Origin of the sequence: Enterobacter sp. BIDMC 29, from assembly GCF_019378755.1 — a bacterium.
Taxonomy (GTDB): Bacteria; Pseudomonadota; Gammaproteobacteria; order Enterobacterales; family Enterobacteriaceae; genus Enterobacter; species Enterobacter ludwigii.
The window spans coordinates 4,605,528-4,630,526 of sequence record NZ_CP080000.1; the positions used below are offsets into that span (position 1 = coordinate 4,605,528).

20 protein-coding genes and 1 pseudogene are annotated in these 24,999 nt (G+C 56.6%); 5 read left to right on the forward strand and 16 right to left on the reverse strand.

Translation table 11 applies throughout. The features are described from left to right. Window positions 1–232 precede the first annotated feature (232 nt). From JTA15_RS20005 to JTA15_RS20015, 3 genes are read right to left on the reverse strand one after another with little or no spacing between them, the layout of a single operon-like run. Complete coding sequence (locus JTA15_RS20005; RefSeq protein ID WP_032681842.1) at window positions 233–805, reverse strand: PTS sugar transporter subunit IIA; 573 nt, start codon at window positions 803–805, stop codon at window positions 233–235. 1 nt (window position 806) lies between these two features. Next, window positions 807–3,404: a glycoside hydrolase family 38 C-terminal domain-containing protein gene (locus JTA15_RS20010; RefSeq protein ID WP_219372633.1), complete on the reverse strand. Its 2,598-nt coding sequence runs from the start codon at window positions 3,402–3,404 to the stop codon at window positions 807–809. Between the two features lie 10 nt (window positions 3,405–3,414). Next, window positions 3,415–4,812: a PTS fructose transporter subunit IIC gene (locus JTA15_RS20015; RefSeq protein WP_196087598.1), complete on the reverse strand. Its 1,398-nt coding sequence runs from the start codon at window positions 4,810–4,812 to the stop codon at window positions 3,415–3,417. Between the two features lie 179 nt (window positions 4,813–4,991). On the opposite strand from JTA15_RS20015, the gene JTA15_RS20020 reads away from it, so the two are divergent. Beyond that, a complete protein-coding gene (locus JTA15_RS20020) occupies window positions 4,992–5,651 on the forward strand; it encodes a MurR/RpiR family transcriptional regulator (RefSeq protein WP_219372634.1) in 660 nt (219 codons plus the stop codon). 8 nt (window positions 5,652–5,659) lie between these two features. Here the strand turns inward: JTA15_RS20020 and JTA15_RS20025 are convergent, their stop codons facing one another. The 4 genes from JTA15_RS20025 to treR form a co-directional block, all read right to left on the reverse strand. Continuing rightward, complete coding sequence (locus JTA15_RS20025) at window positions 5,660–6,406, reverse strand: oligogalacturonate-specific porin KdgM family protein (RefSeq protein WP_025205757.1); 747 nt, start codon at window positions 6,404–6,406, stop codon at window positions 5,660–5,662. 134 nt (window positions 6,407–6,540) lie between these two features. Further along, window positions 6,541–8,196, reverse strand: a complete 1,656-nt coding sequence (gene treC / locus JTA15_RS20030) for an alpha,alpha-phosphotrehalase (RefSeq protein ID WP_032679523.1) — start codon at window positions 8,194–8,196, stop codon at window positions 6,541–6,543. A gap of 51 nt (window positions 8,197–8,247) precedes the next feature. Further along, the gene (gene treB, locus JTA15_RS20035; protein WP_025205752.1) at window positions 8,248–9,666 is read right to left on the reverse strand and encodes a PTS trehalose transporter subunit IIBC; all 1,419 of its coding nucleotides are present in this window, start codon (window positions 9,664–9,666) and stop codon (window positions 8,248–8,250) included. A 128-nt stretch (window positions 9,667–9,794) separates the two neighbouring features. Beyond that, window positions 9,795–10,742, reverse strand: coding sequence for a trehalose operon repressor TreR (gene treR, locus JTA15_RS20040; protein WP_014168396.1), 948 nt, complete (start codon window positions 10,740–10,742; stop codon window positions 9,795–9,797). A gap of 392 nt (window positions 10,743–11,134) precedes the next feature. On the opposite strand from treR, the gene mgtA reads away from it, so the two are divergent. Together mgtA and JTA15_RS20050 are read left to right on the forward strand one after the other, a co-directional pair. Continuing rightward, on the forward strand, window positions 11,135–13,843 hold the full coding sequence (gene mgtA, locus JTA15_RS20045) for a magnesium-translocating P-type ATPase (protein WP_020885394.1): 2,709 nt from the start codon (window positions 11,135–11,137) through the stop codon (window positions 13,841–13,843). Window positions 13,844–13,994: 151 nt separating this feature from the next. Next, on the forward strand, window positions 13,995–16,379 hold the full coding sequence (locus JTA15_RS20050) for a beta-N-acetylhexosaminidase (RefSeq protein ID WP_219372635.1): 2,385 nt from the start codon (window positions 13,995–13,997) through the stop codon (window positions 16,377–16,379). A 66-nt stretch (window positions 16,380–16,445) separates the two neighbouring features. Here JTA15_RS20050 and ridA read toward each other — a convergent pair whose 3' ends face one another. From ridA to JTA15_RS20070, 4 genes are all read right to left on the reverse strand, one after another. Continuing rightward, the gene (gene ridA / locus JTA15_RS20055; RefSeq protein WP_014168399.1) at window positions 16,446–16,832 is read right to left on the reverse strand and encodes a 2-iminobutanoate/2-iminopropanoate deaminase; all 387 of its coding nucleotides are present in this window, start codon (window positions 16,830–16,832) and stop codon (window positions 16,446–16,448) included. Between the two features lie 73 nt (window positions 16,833–16,905). Then, window positions 16,906–17,367, reverse strand: a complete 462-nt coding sequence (pyrI, locus tag JTA15_RS20060) for an aspartate carbamoyltransferase regulatory subunit (RefSeq protein WP_025205744.1) — start codon at window positions 17,365–17,367, stop codon at window positions 16,906–16,908. Window positions 17,368–17,379: 12 nt separating this feature from the next. Further along, complete coding sequence (gene pyrB / locus JTA15_RS20065) at window positions 17,380–18,312, reverse strand: aspartate carbamoyltransferase (protein ID WP_014168402.1); 933 nt, start codon at window positions 18,310–18,312, stop codon at window positions 17,380–17,382. Window positions 18,313–18,346: 34 nt separating this feature from the next. Beyond that, window positions 18,347–18,451: a pyrBI operon leader peptide gene (locus tag JTA15_RS20070; RefSeq protein WP_168769597.1), complete on the reverse strand. Its 105-nt coding sequence runs from the start codon at window positions 18,449–18,451 to the stop codon at window positions 18,347–18,349. Between JTA15_RS20070 and JTA15_RS21970 the strand changes: the two are divergent. Continuing rightward, window positions 18,431–18,548: pseudogene (locus JTA15_RS21970) on the forward strand (hypothetical protein). The gene JTA15_RS20070 and the pseudogene JTA15_RS21970 sit on opposite strands and share 21 nt — an antisense overlap. 3 nt (window positions 18,549–18,551) lie before the next feature. On the opposite strand, the gene JTA15_RS20075 reads toward JTA15_RS21970, so the two are convergent. The 5 genes from JTA15_RS20075 to arcA form a co-directional block, all read right to left on the reverse strand. Further along, on the reverse strand, window positions 18,552–19,031 hold the full coding sequence (locus JTA15_RS20075; protein ID WP_025205741.1) for an arginine repressor: 480 nt from the start codon (window positions 19,029–19,031) through the stop codon (window positions 18,552–18,554). Between the two features lie 80 nt (window positions 19,032–19,111). Further along, a complete protein-coding gene (locus JTA15_RS20080; protein WP_020885390.1) occupies window positions 19,112–20,515 on the reverse strand; it encodes a YfcC family protein in 1,404 nt (467 codons plus the stop codon). 46 nt (window positions 20,516–20,561) lie between these two features. Next, the gene (gene argF, locus JTA15_RS20085; protein WP_047356909.1) at window positions 20,562–21,566 is read right to left on the reverse strand and encodes an ornithine carbamoyltransferase; all 1,005 of its coding nucleotides are present in this window, start codon (window positions 21,564–21,566) and stop codon (window positions 20,562–20,564) included. A gap of 90 nt (window positions 21,567–21,656) precedes the next feature. Next, window positions 21,657–22,568 (reverse strand): carbamate kinase, encoded by a 912-nt coding sequence (arcC, locus tag JTA15_RS20090; RefSeq protein ID WP_040018496.1) that lies wholly within the window; start codon window positions 22,566–22,568, stop codon window positions 21,657–21,659. Between the two features lie 10 nt (window positions 22,569–22,578). After that, window positions 22,579–23,799 (reverse strand): arginine deiminase, encoded by a 1,221-nt coding sequence (gene arcA, locus JTA15_RS20095; RefSeq protein WP_020885388.1) that lies wholly within the window; start codon window positions 23,797–23,799, stop codon window positions 22,579–22,581. A gap of 675 nt (window positions 23,800–24,474) precedes the next feature. On the opposite strand from arcA, the gene JTA15_RS20100 reads away from it, so the two are divergent. Then, window positions 24,475–24,927: a YhcH/YjgK/YiaL family protein gene (locus JTA15_RS20100; protein WP_014168409.1), complete on the forward strand. Its 453-nt coding sequence runs from the start codon at window positions 24,475–24,477 to the stop codon at window positions 24,925–24,927. Window positions 24,928–24,999: the final 72 nt, after the last annotated feature.

The window sequence follows — 24,999 nt, forward strand, 5'->3', positions numbered from 1 at the left end:
TGTTGTTGGAATAGTAGACGATAAATACAATATGTTGGGACGGCGTGCATTTTAAGTGCTACATATAGTGATTTGCATCAAACATGTTTGCGATTTATTTGATTCAGAACAAAGTAAAAAGACGAGAGTACAAACGACGGGCACTCCAGCGTTTGTAAAGACGAGAGGGAAAATTCTGATTAATTATTCAACAAAAACAAGCGCTCAGCAGCATGTGCCGAGCGCCAGTCGGTTAACTCACCCCGCATGCCCAGTTCAGTCCGGCCTGGAGAAAGGCTGCCGCCGCAATACCCCCCAGTATCAGCGGGATAACAAGTGAGCGCCCGGGTTCGGCGTCCGCGTTTTGTGGCATTTCTCTGCGCAACGCGGACAGCGCTTCTTCGCCGGTGCGCGCCGCCAGAAGCGCGTTACGCACGCGCTCTTCCGCCAGCGAACTGGTCAGCGTCGTCAGCAGCTGCATATGCGTACTGCCGGCCTCGGCGTGTGGGATGGCGAGCAGAAAAACCATCCTGACCGCTTCATCGCCTTCCAGCCCCGGCCAGATAACCGGCTCATCAAAAAGCGCCAGGCAAAACGCCGCCTGCTGCACCGCGTCTGATTTACCGTGCGGAACGGCCAGCGCTTCGCCCAGCGCGGTGGGACCTTCACTTTCGCGGTGTAAGACGCTCTGGATAAAGGCGTCTTTATCGGTGATGACGTTTCGCCCGACAAGCGGTTCGGAGAGCCAGCGGATCAGCGCTTCAGGCGTGCGGCAGGGTGGGTTAATAAACACCAGTTCGGGGTGCGTGAGTTCAAGCAAGTTCATGTTAAGCCTCAATCAAAAAATCACAGGTCGCAGAAGGGGGGATCGTCGTCACCGATGGCACGTGTTCTTCCAGATAATTGAGCTGGGGACGCTCTGCCAGGCCAGCCGGAACAGGGACAGGCTGCGTCCCGGCGTTGAACACGCGGGCGATCGTGCCAGGCGATCGTTGCGCATGAGGCAGGGCAGAAAGAACGAGCGGTTCCGGTAAGGCGAATAACGAAAATTCTGCCGGCAGCGTGCGTTCGGGCAGGCGCAGCGAAAAACGCTCAAGCCGGTTATCGAGGGTATGCAGCGTTTGTCGTTGATAGGTGAAGGGGTGACCCGTCGCCTGATTCTCCAGCTGGCGCAGCGTCAGATGGTCTGCGTTATCGGCCAGCGCCACGGTGAAGGAAAAGTGCAGCGGTTTGAGCAGCTGCGCATCGGGCGTGTCGACCACCGTATTGTTAATGCCAGACGCCCGGCCGGGTCGCCAGTCAAGATCGCTGCGCCCCAGTACGCCGGTTGATTTGAATAAGGTCAGGGCAATGACTGCCGGATCGCGTCCAATAACCTGAAACTCTTTCATGCCGTGGCTATTCACGACCAGCGCTTTGCCCGCTTGCGCGATAGCGATAATGCCCTCGCTGGTTTCGATATCCACGGGCTTCTCGCGATAGCGCTCCTGCCAGCGAGTATCGTCGTACCCCGTTTCGCGCTCGATTATCGAGAACGGCTGCGAGGCGAGGGAGTGACGGGTGCAAATATCGCTGTTGATCAGTAAACGCAGCCGGTGATCGCAGTGGCTGTTTACCAGCGAGCTATCGACATGCAGATTCGGATCGTCGTGACGTAATTCGCACACTATGCGCATCGATAACGGGGTGCGGGTATTTTCCCGGCGACCAGCGAGATCCGGCGGCAGCGACATGACCGCCTCAAGCACCATCGTTTGGCAAAGAGGGGTTTTGCTGCAGTCGATCAGCGTGAAATGCGCGCAACGCGTCGGTTCATCGCCCGCGAGCGGCGAGAAATCATAGCTGTCTCCGGCATCCGCGCAGTCTTCAAGACTGAATAACGACGTGATGCGCCTGGCGTTGCGCTTGTCTTCAAGCACCAGCGTACCGGCCTCCAGCGTCAGTCGATAAACCGTATTCTCTATCGCCTCTCCTTTCGCGGCGCAGGTCCTGGCAAACGGAGCCGGCGTGTCTTTTAGGTTGACGGTGATATAGCCCACCGGCGGCAGGAGAGGCGTCTGCAGAACAACATGCCAGCGGAAATAAGGCGGAAGGTGCGTTTCGCGTTCGCCCTCACAGGTGAGGGAGATGGCCGTTCCTCCGGGTAACGTCTCGCGTTCCAGAACGTCGAAGGGCAGCGGCTGGCCCTGATACGTCAGGGTGATATTGTCGGCCCGACTGTACAGGGTGGTGTGGATCACGCAGCGGGTCGGGGTGGCCAGCGGGTTGAAAATGAGCAGGTCACCCTCCTGACAGCACGCGGCGGCCAGTGACTTCACCACCAGATTCCACAGGCTGTGACAAAGCTGCTCTGTCTGCTCGAGCCGATGAAGAATGTCGCGGTTTGTGGCATCGCTGTTGCAGCCGCCCATGGAGTCGTGGGCATGGCTTCGCAGAAGCTTCTTCCAGAGGGTGTCCACGATCGGGAGCGTGACCGGAATGCCCTGATGACGCGCCATGGCGATGGTGGGCTCCAGCTGTCGCAGGATGAACTGCTCGATGTCGGCATTTTTCTTTTTGATATCGTAACGCACAGACCCGATCGTTTTGTGAATGCGGGTGTAGCGCGGCGATTTCAGCTCACCTTCCCATAACGCCAGTTGTTCCCGTTTTGTGCGCAGCAGAGCGACGTACTGCTCCAGCGAGCTGAGGACGTAACGGTCCTGCGTGGGAGAGTGCGCGCTGGCAGCCTGCAGGATATGCGGCAGCGCCGGGTCGATGCTGACCTGATCGCCGCCGCAGGGCAGGAGCAGGTCGTCAATCTGCGACCGTGAACGCAGCAGATCCACCATCGGGTAGATCTTGCCGTGCAGATGGCTGGCCTCCGCGTGCATGTTCTTGGCCGCGCCATACCCCAGCGCCATTGCACAGGCGATGATGGTTGCACCTGAGGGCGCGCGCCAGAGAAACTGGCTGTTTTTGGCCTGAGTGTCGTGGTCGATACCGCGCCAGAAAACGATATTATCGATATTGCAGCCCTGCAAAATCGTGGGCATCTGCGCGTTATGCCCAAAGGTATCCGGCAGATAACCGACCTGCATGGCATGCCCCAGCGCCCGAGCGGCGAAAATGCCGTACTTGAGGTTGCGGATAATCGATTCGCCGTGAACGTTGTAGGTATCCGTCTGGGTGAACCACGGCCCGACAAACACGCTTTTCTCCCTGACCAGTTTTTCCAGCCGGGGCCGGTAATCGGGATTGATGGCGAGAAAGTCATCCACCACCGCCATCTGCCCGTCAAGGTGATAGCACTGCCAGGCCGGATCCTGCTCCAGCGTCTCGATGACCTCCGCAAAGTTGTATGACGCCAGCACCATGCTGTCCTGGCGGGTGAAATACCACTCCTGATCCCAGTGGGTATGGGCTATGACGTGGATCTGGCTCATTGCGCTCTCCTTATCTGGCGTTCTTTGGGCTGAGATAAAGCACGCCCAGGGCGCAAATCAGTGCGCCAATAAAGACGCTTGCCAGGTACCCGACCACATTGGTCGCCAGCGGCCAGCCCCAGATAGCCGGCAGGGGCAACGTCTGCTTCACGCCGAGGGCAATCGCCACCAGCGCACCCGAGACGGCTCCTGTCATGAACACGGGGATCAGGCGTGGGTTTTTCAGGATGAACGGGATAGCGCCTTCTGAAATACCGATAAAACCCAGCAATAACGAAGTGCTGCCAACGGTTTTCTCTTCACGGCTGAACACGTCCGGCAGGCCAAAACGCCCATTGAGGAACGCGGCGAGGCCTACCCCAATAGAAGGAATCACGATGGAGAGCTCGCGGGCGGTTAAATCAAATGTCTCGCTCATGCCGTTCAGGCCGAGCGCGACCGATCCTGCCGCCTTATTGACCGGGCCGCCGAGATCGAACGCGGTACCCGCGGCGATCATGGCCGAATAGAAGCCGCGTCCGGTATCACCCGCCGAGGTAAAAAAGACCACCATCAGCTGGTTAAGCGAACCAAAAATCGGGTTGATCAGATATTCCATTACCATCACCAGCGTAATACCGGTGATCAGCGGAACGACCAGCATCGTTTTAAGGGTGGTAAGCTGCTGTCGGACGTGAATCGCATCATTCAGCCAGCGCACCAGATAGCCGACAAAAAAGCCGATGCCAATTGCGCCGAAAAAGCCGGAGGGCATAAAGCCTTCAATATCAAAGAAGCGTTTGTAGACCTCATCTGACATGATGCCGCCGATCAGTCCGGGGATCAGTGCCGGTTTACCGGCAATGGAAAAGGCCAGATACATCGCAAAGACCGGGTACATGAACTTGATGGTCATAAAGCCCATTTTATCCAGCACGCTGAACGGCGAATGCTCAATGTTTATAAACTGTCCGGTAATTTTGGCCGTCGCCATCATCAGGCCGCCCATCACCACGACCGGTAACATATAGCTGATGGCCGCCATGATATGGCCGATAAAAATCTGGTAAGCCGAACGCTGAATGGCGTCTTCGTCCGCCACAGTGGTGACGTTTTTCTGCATGGCCAGCGCCTGACGCAGGTAGCGGTCGGTATTTTTGATCAGCTCCTGCGTGCGGGTCTGAAGGTGAGGAACGTGTTCAAAACGTTCTGCATCCTGAATGGGAACGTCGGTTGCAAGAATAATGGCCGTGGCGGAGGCAATATCCTGTTTCGTTAATCTGTTTTTTACGCCGTCGCTGCCCTGCGTTTCGACCTTGACCTCAATATTATGCTCTTTTGCCCATGCAATAATTTTACTTGCCGCCATAAACGTGTGCGCGATCCCTGTAGGACAAGCCGTTACAGCGATAATTTTTTGATTCATCATTGTAATAATTCCCTGGGTGTGAAAATAGCGAAAGTATAAAGAGAACTTAAAACAGTGTTTAAGGTTTGCTAATACTAATTACGTATCGTCATACGCTATGTGGCAATATGTGAAGCGCCTTCCAGAGACTATTTCGCTATTCTGCTAATATCCTGTTAGGTTTTAACAGGACGTAATAAATGAATTCATTTCAGGGAAGTGAACGGTTGATATTTGAATACATTCAGCACCACGCACGCAATATTTCTGATATATCGGCAAAAGAGATTGCGCGTGATACTTTTACGACAACCACCTCGGTGAATCGTGTCTGTAAGAAAATGGGCTATAAAAGTTATACCGAGCTTCGCTATCGGTTTTTACGCGACCATTTTACGTCTGTCCCTGCCGAGCCTGCGATGGAGCCACAGGCAGACGATATCGTGGTGGACGTGTCCCGGTTACTGACCCATTCCAGCCATATCTATTTATATGCACGCGGGGCATCTCTCACCAGCCTCAACTACCTGTCGCGCTTTTTGTCACTGGCGAGCCTGCCGCACCTGATTCTGAATGATATGCACCAGTTGACCCGGGTATCGAAGGGCACGCTGGTGTTGATCAGTAAATCCGGGGAGACGCAGTCGCTGATTGAAATGGCGCGTAACGCGCTGCGTAAGGGGCTAAAGATTATTGCGATTACCCGTCAGGGTTCGACGCTGGCCGGGCTTTCTACGCTGTGCTGGCCGTTGTCGATTGATATGAATGCCGTCTCGTTATATCAACGAGAGGGACAGCTGGACCTGTTAAGCGCCGTCGATCGTATCGGCTGCAGGCTTCTGCAGCACGATACGGAGTAGGCAGGCCGTCAGAGCTGTTTCACGATACCCAGACGAATGGCGTAATCATTTTCATGATTGCCATCCTGAGTGAGGTAGGTTTTATCCAGCGACACCAGTTCGACGTAAGGCGTCCAGCCGTCGTCGAGCTTGTAGTTGAACGCTACGGTGTGCTCCCAGTAGGTATCATCCCCGGTTCCCTGATCGACATTATCCTGCCAGCGGAAGCGCGGGTTATAGGACATGCCGAATTTCCCGATGTTGTACGCGAACCACAGGTCGAACTGGTGCGACTCGCGGCGGGTGTAGCCGCTGCCGTCCAGGCGTTTGTCGCTGTGCGCGTCGTTAACGGTGTTATAGCGGTAGCGGGCAGACAGGTTCAGGCCGTTATCGAATGCTTTCCAGCCCTGGATGAAGGGGCGGTAATGCGTATTGCTGGCGGTAAAGACGGTCACCATCCCTGGCGCGATGGCGAACCCATTTCCCAGATCAAAACGCCAGCGCGTTTCGATTTCCTGTGCTGCCTCCGTTAACCCTTTTTCGTCCGGATTATATCGGTCGGTATCACCAAAGAACGTATCGTTATGGTTTTGCGCCGCTTCGACGGAGAAGTAAAAACCGTTATCAGCCTGATGCATCACTTTAATACGTGAATCATTTACGTCTGAGCGCGTATTATGACCAAAGCGAAGATCGACGGAGGTATTTCCGCACCATCCCTGGGTACTTAATAATAATGCGCTAATACATGTTGCTTTAATAATTGTCTTTTTCATAATGTCCTGCCGAGGTTATTTAAATGGCAGGGCTATTCTTATTTTGGCACACCGTGAAGTAAAAGTTATCGTCGTACATTTAGCGTATCGCTAAACATAAAAAAAGAGATACAGCTGGCTGTATCTCTTGAGGGTTATTCCTGTATCCACCAGATGGCTTCAAACGGGCGCAACAGCAGGTTGTCGGGCTGAGGGGGAGCATCCGCATAGTTGCTCAGTGCGACCCGCCAGGCTCCCTGTACTGACGCGGGAACCCATTGCTGGCGCTCACGGCTCAGGTTTGCCACCACCATCAGCGTCTGGCCCTGCGACCGCCGGCGATAGCACCACAGGGAAGGGTGGTCAGGCAGCAGGTCTTCATAATCTCCCCACGTCAGCACCGGCAGGGTTTTGCGCAGGCGAATCAGCGTCTGGTAGGTGTAAAACACCGAATCAGTATCGTCCAGCGCCGCACGGGCATTGACCGTCTCGTAATTGTCGCAAACGCCAATCCACGGCTCACCCTCGGTAAAGCCCGCACTGTGTGTGGCATCCCACTGCATTGGCGTGCGGCCATTATCGCGGGATTTACTCGCCAGAATAGCCAGCAATTCTTCAGGGGCGCGACCGTTGGCCCGCAGTTCAGCGAACATATTAAGGCTTTCAACGTCGCGGTAATCGGTTATACGGCTGAAGTGTGGGTTGGTCATACCCAGCTCTTCGCCCTGGTAAATATACGGGGTGCCCTGCATTCCGTGCAGCACCATGCCGAGCATTTTCGCGGCGTGGGGACGGTACTCCCCTTCATCGCCAAAGCGCGACACAATGCGCGGCTGATCGTGGTTACACCAGAACAGCGCGTTCCAGGCTTTGTTGTGCATGCCCTGCTGCCAGTGGCGGAAGAGGGTTTTCAGCGCCACGAAGTCCGGCCTGGCCAGGGTCCACTTTTCGCCGCCGGGGTAATCCACTTTCAGGTGGTGGAAGTTGAAGGTCATCGACAGCTCGCGCCCGTCGAGAGAGGCGTATTGCTGACAGTTTTCCAGCGAGGTCGACGACATCTCGCCTACCGTCATCAGGTTTCGCGGGGTAAAGACGTCGCGGCTCATCTCCTGAAGATACTCATGAATGCGCGGTCCGTCGGTATAGAAGCGACGGCCATCGCCCACGGCGTCATCCGGGAAATCCTGGTCTTTGGAAATCAGGTTAATCACATCGAGGCGTAAACCGTCCACGCCACGGTCGGCCCAGAACTCGCATACCTTTTTCAGCTCGGCGCGCACCTGCGGGTTTTCCCAGTTGAGGTCAGCCTGCTCGGGGGCGAACAGGTGCAGATAGTACTGCTCGCTCTCGGCGTGCCAGCGCCAGGCATTGCCGCCAAATTTGGAGCGCCAGTTATTGGGCAGTTGTTCCGGCGTACCGTCGCGCCAGATGTAGAACTGGCGATACGGGCTCTCTTTATTCAGCGATTCCCGGAACCAGGCGTGCTGCGTTGAGGTGTGATTGAACACCATATCCAGCACGATACGAATGCCGCGTTGATGGGCCTGCGCGACCAGCTCGTCAAAATCATCCAGCGTGCCGTAGGCCGGGTCGATGGCGGTGTAATTCGCCACGTCGTACCCGTTATCTACCTGAGGGGAAATATAAAACGGCGTCAGCCAGATGGCGTCGATGCCGAGGGTTTGCAGGTAGTCCAGCCGCTGCGTGACGCCGCGTAAATCGCCGGTACCGCTGCCCGTCGTGTCCTGAAAACTCTTTGGATAGATCTGGTAGATAACGCCGTTCTGCCACCAGTGAGGAAGGGTATTCATAATGCGTTCCTGCAAATGCGAAGGGGCGCAACTGCGCCCCGAAAGATGAAGTTAAACAATCTGCAGCGCGCCCTGACGGTACTTACGCTGGTAAACCACGGTGGTGAGAGCCATTGGGACGACAATCGCGATGACCATCGCCAGGGAAAACACCTGCCAGAAAGCGGGCTGGATGGAGAGAATACCAGGCAGACCGCCGACACCGATCCCGTTCGCCATCACACCGTACAGACCGCATACCAGGCCTGCCAGACCGGAGCCGATCATCGCGCACAGCATCGGGAAGCGGTATTTCAGGTTGATACCGTACATCGCCGGTTCGGTGACGCCGAGGTAGGCGGAGATGGCCGCCGGAACAGAAATCTCACGCTCGTTATGCTTGCGGCTGACCAGGATAATGCCCGTGACCGCCGAGGCCTGCGCAATGTTAGACAGCGCGATGATAGGCCAGACCGGCGTACCGCCCAGGCTCTGAATCATCTGCATATCAATCGCCAGCGTGGTCTGGTGCACGCCGGTGATCACCAGCGGGGCGTACAGGAAGCCAAACAGCATGGCACCAATCGGCGCGAAGCTGCCGGTCATCAGGTGACGTACCGCGAAGGCAACGCCGTCGCCAATCATGCGGCCAAACGGACCGATAAACGCATGGGCGAGGAAGACGGCCAGAATAAGGGAGCAGACCGGCACCACCACCAGATAGAGGTAATCCGGTACGATGCGTTTCAGGCGCGTTTCAATAAAGCCCAGCGTCAGACCGGCCAGCAAGGCTGGGATCACCTGCGCCTGATAGCCCACTTTCGCGATGGTGAACAGACCGAAGTTCCACACCTCAGGCACCTGCTGACCAAGTAAGTAAGCGTTCATTAACTGCGGAGAGACCAGCGTGACGCCCAGCACGATACCCAAAATCGGCGTGCCGCCCATTTTGCGCACCGCTGACCAGCAAATCCCGACCGGCAGATAGAAGAAGATCGCTTCGCCAATCAGCCACAGGAAGTCGTAAACGGTTTTCAGCGCCGGGTACATCTGCGCCAGGGTTTTGCCGTCGCTCATCGGCACATCACCGATAACGTTGCGGAAGCCCAGAATCAGACCGCCGCTGATCAGCGCCGGGAGCAGCGGGAAGAAAATCTCCGCGAAGTGGGAAATTAACTGCTCGTGCCATTTCATATTCTGGCGTGCAGCTTTCTTGGCTTGCTCTTTATCGGCTGAACTGTGCCCGGTTGTCGCCAGCAGAGCCTGATAGTAATCGCCCACTTCGGTACCAATGACGACCTGGAACTGACCGGCGTTGGTGAAGCAGCCTTTAACCATGGAAAGCGCTTCAATGGCTTTCGGATCGGCTTTGGCCGGGTCGTTCAGCACGAAGCGCAGGCGGGTAATGCAATGGCTGACGGTCGCGATGTTTTCACGGCCGCCTACCAGGACAATCAACTGGTCGATATCTTCTTGTTTGACTTTACTCATCATGAAACCTCATGACCGATGGTGAGGGGGGTAATGACCTGAGCGCAAGCCTACTCCTTCAGCGTGACGGCGAAAATGGGAACGTTCCCGAAATCGGGCGAAGATCACAATAAACTGATAAACGGGGGTTATGAAAGGTGGGCAGGAATTACGATCTGACGCGGCTCAGCACGTCCGTTAATTTGCTCGATCAGCTGTGCAGCGGCCTGCCTGCCTGACTCGGCGTAGCCCGGGTCGACGGTGATAATCTCCGGGTGCAGAAACTTCATCAGCGGCGTACTGCCTACACTCGCGATCTGCAGTCCCTCTATGCGTTGCTCCTGAAGATATTTACTCGCGCCCAGCGCCAGGGTATCGGTGGCGCACACCAGCGCCGTGGTCTGCGGGGTCAGCACGCTGGCGACCTGCTCGTAGCCCTGTTTCATTCCCAGCCCCGGCAGAGACGCGACGGCGGAAAGGTTGTGCTGTTTACAGAAGGTCAGGTAGGCCTCGTGACGCCGCTTGCCGGTGGTAACGTCTGCATGCGGTACGCCGAGGTAGCTGATATGGCGATGGCCTTTATCGTACAGACGCTGCATCAGGGTAATAATCGCCCCCTCATCGTCGTAACAGACGGAGGCAAAACCGTGGGCATCGCGCGCCAGCATCACCATCGACGCCTGCCAGGGCTTCAGCATCTCCTCTTTGATGCCGGTAAAACCGAACAGCACCACGCCGTCAATGTTGCGCCGCTGGAGCATACCCAGATGCTCTTCAACCAGCTGCGTGGAGAACTGGCTCTCCATCATGATTGGGTCGTAGCCCTGCTCATAAAAGGCGGGCAGCATGGTCTGAACGGCGAGGTTTTCGGACAGGGAATCCAGACGCGAGACGATAATGGCAACCACTTTGTCACTTTGCCCGCGCATGGCGCGCGCAGAGCGGGAAGGGGAAAAACCGTGCTGATTCATTACCGCCTCGACGCGCTCGCGGGTGCGTTCGCTTACACCGCTCTCATTGTTGAGCACGCGCGATACGGTGGATTTCCCCACGCCGCTTAAACGCGCGATGTCTTTTATCGTAAGGCGGTTCTGCATGCTGTATTCCCTGTAACAATGACAACGTGGTCAGTAGAGCCTAATGCTATAGCGTGTTTTCGCTATGGGCAAAGTCTGGTTTACGTTCGGTTTATTTGCGGGGGAGTATAATACCGCCCGAATCGCCGCAAACGGTACGGTTAAATCCTTATACTGCGCGGCGGCACCCTACTTTTTTACTTACCGGAGGTGACATGGATCCCGATCCCACGCTTCTCCTGAACGGGAGCGTTCTTTCTTTCCGGTAAGCCAGCCTTTGTGCTGTCTCACCGGTATGTGAGGCAGCAACGTCCTGCACGTTCCTGCTTAAAACATTAAGTGCCTGTCAGGTACGGCCTTGCCACGCCTGCAGGAAATACTGTGTCCGCGTTTGCGGGCGCGGGGGAATGACTATGTTTAAAAATATCACCCGGCAGCTGCAGGCGATGCTGAGCCGCCACCTGCCACATCGTCTTGTTCAGCGCGACCCGCTGCCAAATGCCAAAAATATGGCCTCTGCAGCGATCCCTGCTTCCCTGAGCCAACGCTGCCTGAACGTGGCGGCGATGGATGAAAACGAAGTCTGGCGTGCCTTTGGCGGGCATCCGGAGGGGCTGAACGCGGCGGAAGTGGAAAAAATCCGTGCCGTGCATGGCGATAACCAAATTCCGGCGCAAAAACCGGCGCCGTGGTGGGTGCATCTGTGGACCTGCTACCGTAACCCGTTCAACCTGCTGCTGACCGTGCTTGGCATTATCTCTTATGCCACCGAAGATCTGTTTGCCGCCGGGGTTATCGCCCTGATGGTGGGGATCTCCACGCTGCTGAACTTTATTCAGGAGGCCCGCTCTACCCGCGCGGCAGACGCCCTGAAAGCGATGGTAAGCAACACCGCAACCGTCTCGCGCGTTATTAACGATCTCGGGGAGAACGCCTGGGTTGAGCTGCCCATCGACCAGCTGGTGCCGGGCGATCTGGTGAAGCTGGCGGCCGGCGACATGATCCCCGCGGATTTACGTATTCTTCAGGCGCGGGATCTGTTCGTGGCGCAGGCCTCGCTGACCGGCGAATCTCTGCCGGTGGAAAAAGTGGCGCGCACCCGCGACCCGCAGCAGATGAACCCGCTCGAGTGTGACACCCTCTGCTTTATGGGCACTACGGTGGTCAGCGGCACGGCGCAGGCAATGGTCATCGCTACCGGCGGCAACACCTGGTTTGGACAGCTGGCCGGGCGCGTGAGCGAGCAGGAGAGCGAACCGAATGCCTTCCAGAAGGGGATTGGCCGCGTCAGCATGCTGCTGATCCGCTTTATGATGGTGATGACGCCGATTGTGCTGCTGATCAACGGCTATACCAAGGGCGACTGGTGGGAAGCGGCGCTGTTTGCGCTCTCCGTCGCCGTGGGGTTAACGCCTGAAATGCTGCCGATGATTGTCACCTCCACGCTGGCGCGCGGAGCGGTCAAACTGTCAAAACAGAAAGTGATCGTCAAACACCTGGATGCCATTCAAAACTTTGGCGCGATGGACATTCTCTGCACCGATAAAACCGGCACGCTGACCCAGGACAAAATTGTGCTGGAGAACCACACCGATATCGCCGGCAAAACCAGCGATCGCGTGCTGCACAGCGCCTGGCTGAACAGCCACTACCAGACCGGGCTGAAAAACCTGCTCGACGTCGCCGTGCTTGAAGGCGTGGATGAAGAATCTGCCCGCACGCTTTCCGGGCGCTGGCAGAAAGTGGATGAGATCCCGTTCGACTTCGAGCGCCGCCGCATGTCGGTGGTGGTGAGCGAGCATCCGGACGTGCATCAGCTGATCTGCAAAGGCGCATTGCAGGAGATCCTCAATGTATCAACCCAGGTGCGCTATAACGGCGACATTGTGCCGCTGGATGAAACCATGCTGCGCCGTATCAAGCGCGTCACCGATAACCTGAACCGTCAGGGGCTGCGCGTGGTGGCGGTGGCGAGTAAATTCCTGCCTGCACGCGAAGGGGACTATCAGCGTATCGACGAATCCGATCTGATCCTCGAGGGTTATATCGCATTCCTCGATCCGCCGAAAGAGACCACCGCGCCTGCGCTGAAAGCGTTAAAGGCCAGCGGCATCACCGTGAAAATCCTTACCGGCGACAGCGAGCTGGTGGCCGCCAAAGTGTGTCATGAAGTGGGGCTGGATGCGGGTGACGTCGTTGTGGGAAGTGATATTGAGCCCCTCTCCGATGATGCGCTGGCTACGCTTGCGCAGCGCACCACGCTGTTCGCCCGGCTGACACCCATGCACAAGGAGCGCATTGTCACCCTGCTGCGCCGCGAAGGGCATGTCGTGGGCTTTATGGGCGACGGCATTAACGATGCGCCCGCCCTGCGTGCGGCGGATATTGGTATCTCTGTAGACGGTGCGGTGGACATTGCCCGTGAAGCGGCGGATATCATTCTGCTGGAAAAGAGCCTGATGGTGCTGGAGGAGGGCGTTATCGAGGGACGTCGCACCTTCGCCAACATGCTGAAGTACATCAAGATGACCGCCAGTTCCAACTTCGGTAACGTTTTCAGCGTGCTGGTGGCGAGTGCGTTTCTGCCGTTCCTGCCGATGCTGCCGCTGCACCTGCTGATCCAGAACCTGATGTACGATGTCTCTCAGGTTGCCATCCCGTTTGATAACGTGGACGATGAGCAGATCCAGAAGCCGCAGCGCTGGAACCCGTCCGATCTGGGGCGCTTTATGCTCTTCTTTGGCCCGATCAGCTCCATCTTCGACATTCTGACCTTCTGCCTGATGTGGTTTGTGTTCCATGCCAACACGCCGGAACACCAGACGCTGTTCCAGTCCGGCTGGTTCGTGGTAGGGCTGCTGTCGCAAACGCTGATTGTGCATATGATCCGTACGCGTCGCATCCCGTTCATCCAGAGCCGGGCCGCGTGGCCGCTGATTGTCATGACCGGCATTGTGATGGCGCTCGGCATTGCACTGCCGTTCTCGCCGCTGGCCAGCTACCTCCAGCTGCAGGCGCTGCCGCTGAGCTACTTCCCGTGGCTGGTGGCGATCCTCGCGGGCTATATGGTGCTGACGCAGATGGTCAAAGGCTTCTATAGCCGTCGGTATGGGTGGCAGTGATTTCTCCCCTCTCCCGGCACGGGAGAGGGGGTACGTTTCCTCCCAAATTCAACAACCTGTGATCTCCGTCAGCGCATTCGCTTGACGACAAAATGAGCGCATGTTAACTGAATGTTTTGCCTTTATTTGGCCCGTCAGATAAGGAACATTCATGTTACGGTACAGTCTCTTAACCGCCGGGCTGATGCTCGGCGCGTCAGCGTTTGCCGCTCCGGCAGGCGACCTTCCCCTGATGCCCTGGCCTGCGAAGGTTGAACGTCCCGCGACGCAGGGCGCACTGGTACTCAGCAACACCCTTTCCGTCAGCGTTACCGGAGATGACCTCGGCGACGCGGTCAACCGTCTGCGCCAGCGCATCGCCCTGCAAACCGGCTGGACGCTACAGCCGCAGGCCGTTAAACCGGACAAGCCCACCATCCGCATTGCCATTACCAAAAAAGTGAAGCCGCAGCCGCTCCCGGATAGCGATGAGCGCTATACGCTCACGGTCGATGCCAGTGGCGTGGATATCACCGCCAACACCCGTTTTGGTGCGCTGCGCGCCATGGAAACCCTGCTCCAGCTGATACAAAATGGGGCGGAAAACACCTCTCTGCCGTGGGTCACTATCGAGGATTCCCCCCGTTTCCCGTGGCGTGGGCTGCTGCTTGACTCGGCACGACACTTTATCCCGCTGCCGGATATCAAACGGCAGATTGACGGTATGGCGGCGGCAAAACTCAACGTGCTGCACTGGCACTTGACCGACGATCAGGGCTGGCGCTTCAGCTCGACACGCTATCCAAAGCTCACGCAGCTTGCCAGCGACGGGCTGTTTTACACGCCGGAACAGATGCGCGACGTTGTGCGCTATGCCACCGAACGCGGCATCCGCGTGGTGCCGGAGATCGACATGCCGGGCCACGCCTCGGCGATTGCCGTGGCCTACCCGGAACTGATGAGCGCCCCGGGACCGTATGAGATGGCGCGCCACTGGGGCGTGCTGAAACCGGTCCTGGATCCGACAAAAGCGGCGACCTATCAGTTTGCGGAGGCGATGGTCAGTGAACTGGCGGCGATCTTCCCCGATCCGTATCTGCATATCGGCGGCGATGAGGTGGATGACACCCAATGGAAAGCGAACGCCGCCATTCAGCAGTTTATGCGCGACAACACACTGGCAGACAGCCACGCCCTGCAGGCCTATTTCAATCGCAAGCTGGAAAATATCCTCGAAAAACACCACCGGCAGATGGTGGGCTGGGATGAAATTGCTCATCCTGATCTGCCAAAAAGCATCTTGATCCAGTCCTGGCAGGGCCAGGACGCGCTGGGGCAGGTGGCGCAAAATGGCTATAAAGGCATTCTCTCGACCGGTTTTTACCTCGATCAGCCCCAGTCCACCGCCTATCACTACCGCAATGAAATTGTACCGCAGGGGTTAAACGGCGAGGATGTGATTGGCGACACCGACAGCGCTCAAAGCTGGACATTCACCATGCCGCGTCTGAAAGGCAAGCCGGTGGAGGGGAGTTTCACCCTGGTGAAAGGGGATTCCGGCTGGCGTGGATTTATTGATTTCGCCGGGAAATCCCGTCGTGCGGTACAGGATATTGCGTGGCGCGACGACAATCAGGTGACGTTTACCGTCGATACCTGGATGGGCGAAACGCGCCCGGTGGTGTCGGTGGACAACGATAAGCTGAGCGGCTATTTCCTGGTGGGCAATGCCCGCTATCCCATTAGCGGCAAGCGCCTGGACGATATCCCCAAAGGCATCCCGCCGGTGGTACCGGACGCCGCTCATCAGGTCAACCTGCTCGGCGGGGAAGCCGCGCTGTGGGCGGAAAACGTGGTCGCACCGGTGCTGGATATCCGCCTGTGGCCGCGCACCTTTGCGGTGGCGGAGCGGTTATGGTCCGCGCAGGACGTTAACGATGTCGACAACATGTACACCCGCCTGCAGGCGATGGACAGCTGGTCGACGGTCTCGGTCGGGCTGCAGCAGCATACTCAGCAGCAGGTGCAGTTCACGCGTCTGGCGAATAACGCCGATACCCTTCCGCTGCAAATCCTCGCGCAGGCAATCGAGCCGGCGCAGTATTACACCCGTCAGCATCTTAAGTTCCAGGCCGGAAATTACCATCAGTTCGAACCGCTCAACCGGTTTGCTGATGCGCTCAACGCCGAAAGTGCCACGGTGCGCCAGATGAACAAATGGGCTGACCGCCTGGTCAGCGACGCGGAAGACACGGAAAGCGCCGACGCGCTGCGCCACGTCTTCAACCGCTGGCAAAGCAACACCAGCGATGCGCTGGCACTAAGCGAAAACAGCTACGCACTGAAGGCGATTAAACCGGTTATTCAGGAGGTGGATAAGCTGGCCTCGATTGGCCTGCGGCTGACGGATCTGGTGGCGCGTCAGGGGACGCTGGATGACAACGAGATTGCCTCTATTCAGGGCGAGCTGGATAACGCGGCGAAAATACAGGATGAAGTGGTGATTGCGGCGGTGTATCCGCTGGAAACGCTGCTACGGGCGACGCGGAATCAGTAGCAAAACGCCCGGTAGCGCGTTGCCTGCCGGGCGCAAAGGCAGCCTCGGCTGCCCCCTGACTGAAACTTAGCGACGTACGGCGATCGCTTCGATTTCAATTTTCACGTCTTTAGGCAGACGCGCAACTTCCACACAGGAGCGTGCAGGGAAAGTGGCGTTGTGCTCAGTGAAGAACGCTTCGTACGTGGCGTTAACGGTCGCGAAATCGTTCAGATCTTTCACGAACACGGTGGTTTTCACGATGTCGCCCACTTTCAGACCCGCAGACTCCACGATAGCCTGTACGTTTTCCAGCGACTGACGCGCCTGCGCCGCCACGTCTTCTGGCACTTCACCCGTTTTTGGGTTCACCGGGATCTGGCCAGAGGTAATAATCATGCTACCCAGATCAACGCCCTGAACGTATGGGCCGATAGCCGCTGGTGCATTTTCCGTCGCGAGTACTTTGGTCATGATTTCTCCAGAATAACAGTGATTAAATGTTCCCGGCCATTATAGGGAGGCCGGGATCCTTTACCAACCTCAATTAGTTGGCCAGCACCACATAATGAGAAAACTCTTTTTCGCAGTATTTGCATTTGAGTGCGATGTCATCGGCACGTTTTTTCACTGCAAAACTGGACGAAACCGGCTCAGCATGACTGATGCAGTTGCTGTTCGGGCAGACCAGCACATTTTCAATGCGATCCGGCAGATTGGGACGGGATTTACCGACCACTTCGTACTCGTCGATGCGGTTCACGGTGGCATCCGGCGCGTACAGAGAGAGCTGGTTAACCTGCTCGTCGGTCAGGAAGGTGTTTTCAATCTTGATCAGGTCTTTGCGGCCCATTTCACCCGACGGCAGGTTCAGGCCGATGGTGATGCGCTGGTCGGTCTCGGTCAGTTTGAACAGCGTCAGCAGCTTAAAGCCGATCTGGGCAGGGATGTGGTCAATCACGGTGCCACGTTTGATGGCTTCAACCTGGAGTTTGTTATCGTGTGTCATTGTCGTTTCCCCTTACAGAGCCAATTCGCGATTCAGAACCAGTGCCAGTAACGCCTGGCGGGCGAAGATGCCGTTTCCGGCCTGCTGGAAGTACCAGGCGTGCGGCGTTTTATCCACATCGGTGGTGATCTCATCGATACGTGGCAGCGGGTGCAGCACCTTCATATTCTCGCGTGCGCCGTCGAGGTCGCTGGCGCGCAGCACAAACTGTGCCTTCACGTTGGCGTATTCAGACGGATCCAGACGCTCTTTTTGCACGCGGGTCATATACAGAATATCAACGTTGCCCATCACCTCTTCGATGCTGGCATGCAGACTCCACGGGATCCCTTTTTCGTCCAGCATGTCGAGGATGTACTGCGGCATTGCCAGCGCGTCCGGCGCGATGAAGAAGAAGTGGTTGCCGTTAAATTTCGCCAGCGCCTGGGTCAGCGAATGAACGGTGCGGCCATATTTCAGGTCACCCACCATGGCGATGTTCAGGTTTTCCAGACGGCCCTGCGTTTCCTGAATGGTGAACAGATCCAGCAGGGTCTGTGTCGGATGCTGGTTGGCCCCGTCTCCGGCGTTCAGTACCGGAATACCGCCGGAAAATTCGGTCGCCAGACGCGCCGCGCCTTCCTGCGGGTGGCGCATCACAATCGCGTCAACGTAAGTACTGATAACTGAAATGGTATCCGCCAGCGTTTCGCCTTTTTTACCCAGCGAGGTGTTGCTGCTGTCTGAAAAACCCACCACGCTCGCGCCGAGGCGGTGCATGGAGGTTTCGAAGGAGAGGCGGGTGCGGGTCGACGCTTCGAAGAAGCAGCTCGCAATCACCTTGTGCTTCAGCAGTTCCGGTTGCGGATTTGCCTTCAGTTTTGCCGCGGTTTCCAGAACCAGTTCCAGCTCTTCGCGGCTGAGGTCGTTTATGGAAATGATGTGTTTTTGATAAAGCGGATTCATGTTTATCTCCTGACGCCGGGCAAAAAAAAGCCCCTCAAATGAGGGGCTCTGGGAATAGATTGTGCAACGGGAAGAAAAACGGCAGGCCAGCGTCTGATTTCAGACGCGGTAAGACGTTATGTCGTACACGCTTGACCATGCTTCCTCCCGGCAAATTGTCGGGCATTATACGCAGCTCGATTTTCGGATCAAGGGGTTTAATGCACACTTTACTCAATGCAAACGGTTCTTTATGAATATTAATTCGTTCTGAGTAAATAATTAATTTGTTTATGCACCAGCGCAGTACGCTTCACCACCCGGGGAGCGACCCAGACGATACTGCTTCCGGCAACCACACCTAAAATTTCCGGTAACTGGTGATAATCCAGAATTCTCGCCACCGCACGGCCATATCCGGCCACGGTATGAACAAGGATAAATTCGCTATTATGCTCCACGCTCACCACCATTTCGGAAACGGTACGCGCGGCATCGGGGGCAGGGCGCAACTGAGGATTCAACGAATAAATCTTTAGCCCTTTGGCATTTCGAATTTTTATGACACCGAGCAATTTCAGCAGACGCGAAACGGTCGACTGGCTGATGCTGTCAAACCCTCTCTCCTGCAAATCGCGGCGGATTTCTTCCTGGGAGAGATAACTCTTTTCGGCGATCAGCTGCTGGCACACCGTTAGCTGCAGTTGTTCTCTGGGAGAGCAGTCTTCGTAATCCATCATATTTCCCATATCAGTTCCCGACATAACCGGTGGCACCGCACCGGTCCGTAGGCCGGACAGGCGCAGTGCCAGCCGGCAAATTACAACAAGGCACCCAGGCTTAACGCCACCATAATCACCACCGTCAGGATCGCCAGCAGCGGCGCAACCCATTTCAGGTAACGCACGTAAGGCACACGGGCAATCGCCAGACCGCCCATCACAACCGCTGAGGTCGGCGTGACCAGGTTAACGATGCCGGAGGCCGACTGGTAAGCCGTAACCACCAGGTCGCGGTTGACGTTAGCGAAATCAGCAAGGGGTGCCATGATCGGCATCGTCAGAACGGCCAGGCCGGACGAAGAAGGCACAAGAAACGACAGCACGACCTCAAGCCAGTACATCACGTTGATAAACGCCACCGTGGACAACCCGCTGACCAGCCCTTCCGCGCTGTGCAAAATGGTGTGGGTAATCATGCCCTTATCCATAATGACTACGATACCGCGCGCAATGCCGATAATCAGCGCGACGCCCAGCAAATCTCGCGCGCCGTTGATAAACGTCGAGGTCAGCTCCTCTTCGCTCATGCGGGCAATCAGCCCGACGATAATGGCGCTGGCCAAAAATACCGCCGAGATCTCCGCCATCCACCAGCCCAGTACCGCTACGCCGTAGATCATCACCGCGAAGGCGAGGGCGAAGATCAGCAGAATGATTTTGCGCACCGGGGTAAATTCCAGCGACTGCTCGCCTTTATTGCCGAGGAAGTGGGCGAGGTTCTCTTCCTGCTTGTCTGCGACGATGGAGCATGACGGATCCAGCCGCACTTTACGGGCATAGCGCATCACCCATGCCACGCAAATGATCCAGCCGATCACCAGCAGCGCCACGCGCAGGGCGATACCGTTGGTGAACGGGATCCCGGCGGCGTTAGCGGCGATCACCGTGGCAAACGGGTTGATGGTGGAGCCGAGCGTGCCGATCCCCGCCCCGAGCAGCACGGTGGATGCAGCGACAACCGGATCGAAACGGGCGGCCAGCATCACCGGGACCAGCAGGGTATAAAAGGGCAGGGACTCTTCGGCCATGCCGTAAATGGTGCCGCCAGCCGCGAACAGCGCCATCAGGATCGGGATCATCCATTCTTCACGTCCGCGAAGGCGGGTGGTTACGCGTTCGATCCCGGCGTCGATCGCCCCGGTTTTGGTGACGATCCCGAGAAATCCCCCGATGATCAGGATAAACAGCGCGACGTCGATCGCCCCGGCCTGGCCGGAAACGGGATCGTACAGCCCGGCAATGGGGGCCATCAGTACGGAAACCAGCCCCTGCGGATGCGCCGCCACGTGCGCGTACGTTCCGGCAATCGGCACTTCTTTACCGAGGGTTTCATTCATTGCCATCTGATACTGACCGGCAGGCACGACCCAGCTCAGTGCCGCCACAACGGCAATCAGAAAAAAGAGAATGGTGTAAGCGGAGGGAAACTTGAACTTGCCCATGATGTTCTCCTGTACCCGGCGCACCCTGTGGCGCGCCGGGCGGTGATTAGTCGCCGAGTGTCGCCACCATGACCGCTTTAATGGTGTGCATGCGGTTCTCTGCTTCGTCAAAGACGATTGAGTTCGGTGATTCGAAGACCTCTTCCGTCACCTCCAGCCCTTTCAGACCGTAGGCCATCTCGATTTCACGGCCGACTTTGGTGTGTTCGTTGTGGAACGCCGGCAGGCAGTGCATGAACTTGACGTTCGGGTTGCCGGTGGCTTTCATCACCTGGGCGTTAATCTGGTAAGGCTTCATCAGGCTGACGCGCTCGGCCCAGGCCTCTTTCGGCTCGCCCATCGAGACCCACACGTCGGTGTAGAGGAAATCGGCACCGTGTACGCCTTCCTCCACGTCGTCGGTGAGCGTGATGCGTGCGCCGGTCTCTTTGGCGATGGCGCGGCACTGCTCAACCAGCCCGGCTTCCGGCCAGAACGATTTCGGTGCGACGAGGCGGATATCCATCCCCATTTTGGCGGCACCGACCATCAGGGAGTTGCCCATGTTGTTCCGCGCGTCGCCAAGGTAGGCAAAGCTCAGGTCCGGCAGGGTTTTGCCCGGAGCATGCTCCAGCATGGTCATCAGGTCGGCGAGGATCTGCGTGGGGTGAAACTCGTCGGTCAGGCCGTTCCACACCGGCACTCCCGCGTACTGGCCCAGCTCTTCCACGATGGCCTGGCCGTAGCCGCGATACTCGATGCCGTCGTACATCCGCCCCAGCACGCGGGCGGTGTCTTTCATCGACTCCTTGTGGCCAATCTGCGAGCCGCTTGGGCCGAGGTAGGTCACCTGTGCGCCCTGGTCAAAGGCACCGACTTCAAAAGCGCAGCGGGTGCGCGTGGACGTTTTTTCAAAAATCAGGGCGATGTTTTTCCCGACCAGGGTTTGTTTTTCACGTCCGGCTTTTTTGGCGGCTTTGAGTTCGATGGCCAGGTCGATCAGGTACTGGATTTCTGCCGGGGTGTAGTCCAGCAGTTTGAGGAAATTACGGTTTTTCAGATTGATGGTCATTGGGTCGTCCCTTTTAAAATGGTGTTGTCTGGTGCCCTCACCCCGACCCTCGCCCACAGTGAGAGAGGGAAGGTGAGGGGAAAATACGGTTCAGTGGCGAATCAACGTGCCTTTCTCGCCCGCCAGAATGTCTGCCCCGTCGGCCAGCGCGCCGATCCCGGCGATGCCGTTGCAGGCCTCGACAAACTCGCGGCAGGCGGCCACTTTTGGCCCCATCGAACCGGCGTCAAACTGCATGCCCCTGAGCAGTTCCGGCGTGACCTGTGCCAGCGGACGCTGGGTTGGTTTGCCCCAGTCGAGGTACACCGCGTCGGCATCGGTCAGGATCAGCAGGGCATCGGCTTCAATCTGGCGCGCCAGCAGGGCGGCAGAGAGGTCTTTGTCGATCACCGCTTCAATGCCGTGGTACCCATTGGCGTTTTCCACCACCGGCACGCCGCCGCCGCCGTTGCAGATCACCAGGTGATCGCGCTGTATCAGAGCCGTGATGGCGTCGCTCTCAACGATGCGTTTCGGCTGTGGAGAGGGAACCACCCGGCGGAAATAGCTGCCGTCGGCCTTGAACACCCAGCCTTTCTCCGCCTGCAGCGTGTTTGCCTGGGCTTCGCTGTAGACCGGGCCGATGTATTTGGTCGGGTTAGTAAATGCCGGATCGGCGGCGTCCACTTCCACCTGGGTGAGCAGGACGCTCACCTCACGCTGGGGCAGATTGTTTTTCAGCGCCTGCTGGAGCATGTAGCCGATCATTCCCTGACTTTCGGCGCCGAGGATGTCCAGCGGGTAGGGGGTGACTTTGTCGTACGCGCTGTTTTGCAGCGCCAGCAGCCCAACCTGCGGCCCGTTGCCGTGAACCAGTACCACGCGCCACTGTTCCGTCAGCCCGGCGATGGTGCGAGCCGCTAGCTCGATGTTCTGGCGCTGGATCTCCGCTTCCAGAGGCTCGCCGCGTTTCAGCAATGCGTTACCGCCAAGCGCCACAACCAGAGTGGGTTTTCGTTCCATGATGGCTCCTTTAAATTCCGTCGCGTTCCAGTGGGCAGCTCATGCAGCGCGCGCCGCCGCGGCCGCGTCCCAGTTCGTCACCCGGGATAGGCAGCACGGTGATACCCGCTTTGTCATATTTCTCGTTGGTCCAGACGTTACGCTCGTAGCCAATCACCACGCCCGGGCGGATGGTCAGCACGTTATTCGCGTCATTCCACTGTTCGCGTTCGGCTTCAAAGGCGTCGCCGCCGGTGGTGATCAGGCGTACCTGATTAATGCCGAGCGCTTTTTCAATGGCGTGCAGCAGATCCGTTTCCTGGGTGCGCAGCAGGCCACCGCGGCCGTCCGGGGTGAGCGTCCAGCACTGAGCGTCTTTGCGCACCACTTCCGGGTAGACGGAGAAAGTGTCCACGTCGATGTGGGTCATGACGGTATCGAGGTGCATGCAGGAGCGGTGTTTTGGCAGTTCCACAGCGATGACGCGCTCGGCCTGGCGGTGTTTGAACAGGCTATTGGCGAGGAACTCAACGCCCTGCGGCGTGGTGCGTTCAGACATGCCGATTAACACTGCGCCGCGGCCAATGACTAATACGTCGCCGCCCTCTAACGTGGCGTGGTCGTAATTAATGTTTTCATCGCCGAAATACTTAATAAAATCGCCATCGGCAAATGCAGGGTGCCAGCGATATATGGCCCGGAGATTATTGGTTTCACGCTGGCGGGCCGCTTTGGCCATCGGGTTAATTGACACGCCGTTATAAATCCAGCACGAGGTATCGCGGGTAAATAAATGGTTAGGCAGTGGCTTCATAATAAAATCATTTGCCGTGTGGGTATCCACCACCATATTTTTAAAGGCAGCCGGAATTTCACCGTAGGTTAATCCGCCGCTTAATCTGCGTGCCAGTTCGCGGTGTGGCATATCTGCCAGCCAGCCGCGCACGTCGCCGGCAAAGGTTGGCCCGAGGCGATAGTCAGAGATTTGCGTCTCCAGCAGCCAGGTTTTGGCCTCTGCAATATCAAGGGTTTGCGTGAGAAGGTCGGTCAACAGCAGGACTTCCACACCCTGTTCGCGCAGGGTGTTAGCGAAGATGTCATGCTCCTCACCCGCCCGCTCAACCGAGAGCACATCATCGAATAGCAGCTCCTGGCAGTTCGATGGCGTTAAACGTTTCAGACTTAAATTTGGGCGGTGCAGCATAACGCTACGCAATTGACCAATTTCAGAACCGACGTAATGCTTTTCCATAATTATTCCTTTAACTGTTTTTCAGAATAAAAAGGGCATGCGCCATGTGATGTGTTTATTTACATGGCGGCTAAGCTCAATTGATTTCGAGATTTATAGTAGGCGCTTAAATAATGAATATTGTGACGTCGCTCACGTGAGAATAGCTATTAAGGAGTTTGTTTTCATTTGCATGATTCGTATCAGATAATGATTAATTTGATTATATTTGCGGGTGAATAGCTAAGCAGGATCCGTTGGCATTATTTGGAGTTGTTATTATTTTGTAGAATTTAATGTTTTGACATATTTAGTTATGCTATTGATTTTAATGATAATTAAACGGCGCGCAGAATGACTATGCACTATTATCCATTAACTATTTTCGACTTAAGAAAAATCAATAAATAATTATGGGATTTAATAGCAAATTACCAAAATGATAAAGTGTGAAGTCACAGAGAGTTTTGCTATGAAGCGTATACGATCAGTAAGTTAGCATCACGGCCTGAAAGCGGAGGGCTGAGGTTATGCATAAAGACTGCATAAATGCCTGTGAGCGATTAACAGTGAAGTAACACATTTCCCGATAAACATGCGCTCGCGCAAAACTCATCGAAAAAGCGGTGGTAGGACAGTCTGAATTCTCGTATAAAAGATTAAAATGAAACGCTGTTTTATATTGAGGGTTTATTTATGATCGCTGGCAACATCCATCATCTGCAGTCCTGGCTACCTGAAGAACTGCGTCAGGCTATCGAGTACGTCAAGGCGCACGTTACCGATGCTACCCCCTGCGGCAAACACGACATCGACGGCAACAGCCTGTTTTATCTGGTGTCTGAAGATATGACCCAGCCGTTTGCCGAGCGCCGCGCTGAGTATCACGCCCGCTATCTGGATATTCAGATAATCATGAAAGGCCAGGAGGGGATGACCTTCAGTACCCTGCCGCACGGTACGCCGGACACCGACTGGCTGGCGGATAAAGACATCGCGTTTTTGCCCGAGGGCGGGCAGGAGAAAACGGTGGTGTTAAGTGAAGGTGATTTTGTGGTGTTCTATCCGGGTGAAGTGCACAAGCCGCTGTGCGCGGTGGGCGCGCCTGCGAAGGTGCGTAAAGTGGTGGTGAAAATGCTGGTGGGGTAAGCCCTGTTAGCGTAAGCGAAGGGTGAAACATTCCCTCTTCCGGTGGGAGAGGGTGAAAGCATCAGGCCGCAG

What these genes read in the sequence shown, in the direction of transcription:
- arcA (WP_020885388.1), bottom strand. Translation starts at nt 23,799, where the DNA reads ATGGAAAAGCATTACGTCGGTTCTGAAATTGGTCAATTGCGTAGCGTT.
- JTA15_RS20075 (WP_025205741.1), bottom strand. Translation starts at nt 19,031, where the DNA reads ATGATGGATTACGAAGACTGCTCTCCCAGAGAACAACTGCAGCTAACG.
- JTA15_RS20025 (WP_025205757.1), bottom strand. Translation starts at nt 6,406, where the DNA reads ATGAAAAAGACAATTATTAAAGCAACATGTATTAGCGCATTATTATTA.
- argF (WP_047356909.1), bottom strand. Translation starts at nt 21,566, where the DNA reads ATGACCATCAATCTGAAAAACCGTAATTTCCTCAAACTGCTGGACTAC.
- JTA15_RS20010 (WP_219372633.1), bottom strand. Translation starts at nt 3,404, where the DNA reads ATGAGCCAGATCCACGTCATAGCCCATACCCACTGGGATCAGGAGTGG.
- ridA (WP_014168399.1), bottom strand. Translation starts at nt 16,832, where the DNA reads ATGACCAAAGTACTCGCGACGGAAAATGCACCAGCGGCTATCGGCCCA.
- arcC (WP_040018496.1), bottom strand. Translation starts at nt 22,568, where the DNA reads ATGGAACGAAAACCCACTCTGGTTGTGGCGCTTGGCGGTAACGCATTG.
- pyrI (WP_025205744.1), bottom strand. Translation starts at nt 17,367, where the DNA reads ATGACACACGATAACAAACTCCAGGTTGAAGCCATCAAACGTGGCACC.
- JTA15_RS20050 (WP_219372635.1), top strand. Translation starts at nt 13,995, where the DNA reads ATGTTACGGTACAGTCTCTTAACCGCCGGGCTGATGCTCGGCGCGTCA.
- JTA15_RS20070 (WP_168769597.1), bottom strand. Translation starts at nt 18,451, where the DNA reads ATGGTCAAGCGTGTACGACATAACGTCTTACCGCGTCTGAAATCAGAC.
- JTA15_RS20005 (WP_032681842.1), bottom strand. Translation starts at nt 805, where the DNA reads ATGAACTTGCTTGAACTCACGCACCCCGAACTGGTGTTTATTAACCCA.
- JTA15_RS20020 (WP_219372634.1), top strand. Translation starts at nt 4,992, where the DNA reads ATGAATTCATTTCAGGGAAGTGAACGGTTGATATTTGAATACATTCAG.
- treB (WP_025205752.1), bottom strand. Translation starts at nt 9,666, where the DNA reads ATGAGTAAAGTCAAACAAGAAGATATCGACCAGTTGATTGTCCTGGTA.
- pyrB (WP_014168402.1), bottom strand. Translation starts at nt 18,312, where the DNA reads ATGAATCCGCTTTATCAAAAACACATCATTTCCATAAACGACCTCAGC.
- treC (WP_032679523.1), bottom strand. Translation starts at nt 8,196, where the DNA reads ATGAATACCCTTCCTCACTGGTGGCAGAACGGCGTTATCTACCAGATC.
- treR (WP_014168396.1), bottom strand. Translation starts at nt 10,742, where the DNA reads ATGCAGAACCGCCTTACGATAAAAGACATCGCGCGTTTAAGCGGCGTG.
- JTA15_RS20080 (WP_020885390.1), bottom strand. Translation starts at nt 20,515, where the DNA reads ATGGGCAAGTTCAAGTTTCCCTCCGCTTACACCATTCTCTTTTTTCTG.
- JTA15_RS20015 (WP_196087598.1), bottom strand. Translation starts at nt 4,812, where the DNA reads ATGATGAATCAAAAAATTATCGCTGTAACGGCTTGTCCTACAGGGATC.
- mgtA (WP_020885394.1), top strand. Translation starts at nt 11,135, where the DNA reads ATGTTTAAAAATATCACCCGGCAGCTGCAGGCGATGCTGAGCCGCCAC.
- JTA15_RS20100 (WP_014168409.1), top strand. Translation starts at nt 24,475, where the DNA reads ATGATCGCTGGCAACATCCATCATCTGCAGTCCTGGCTACCTGAAGAA.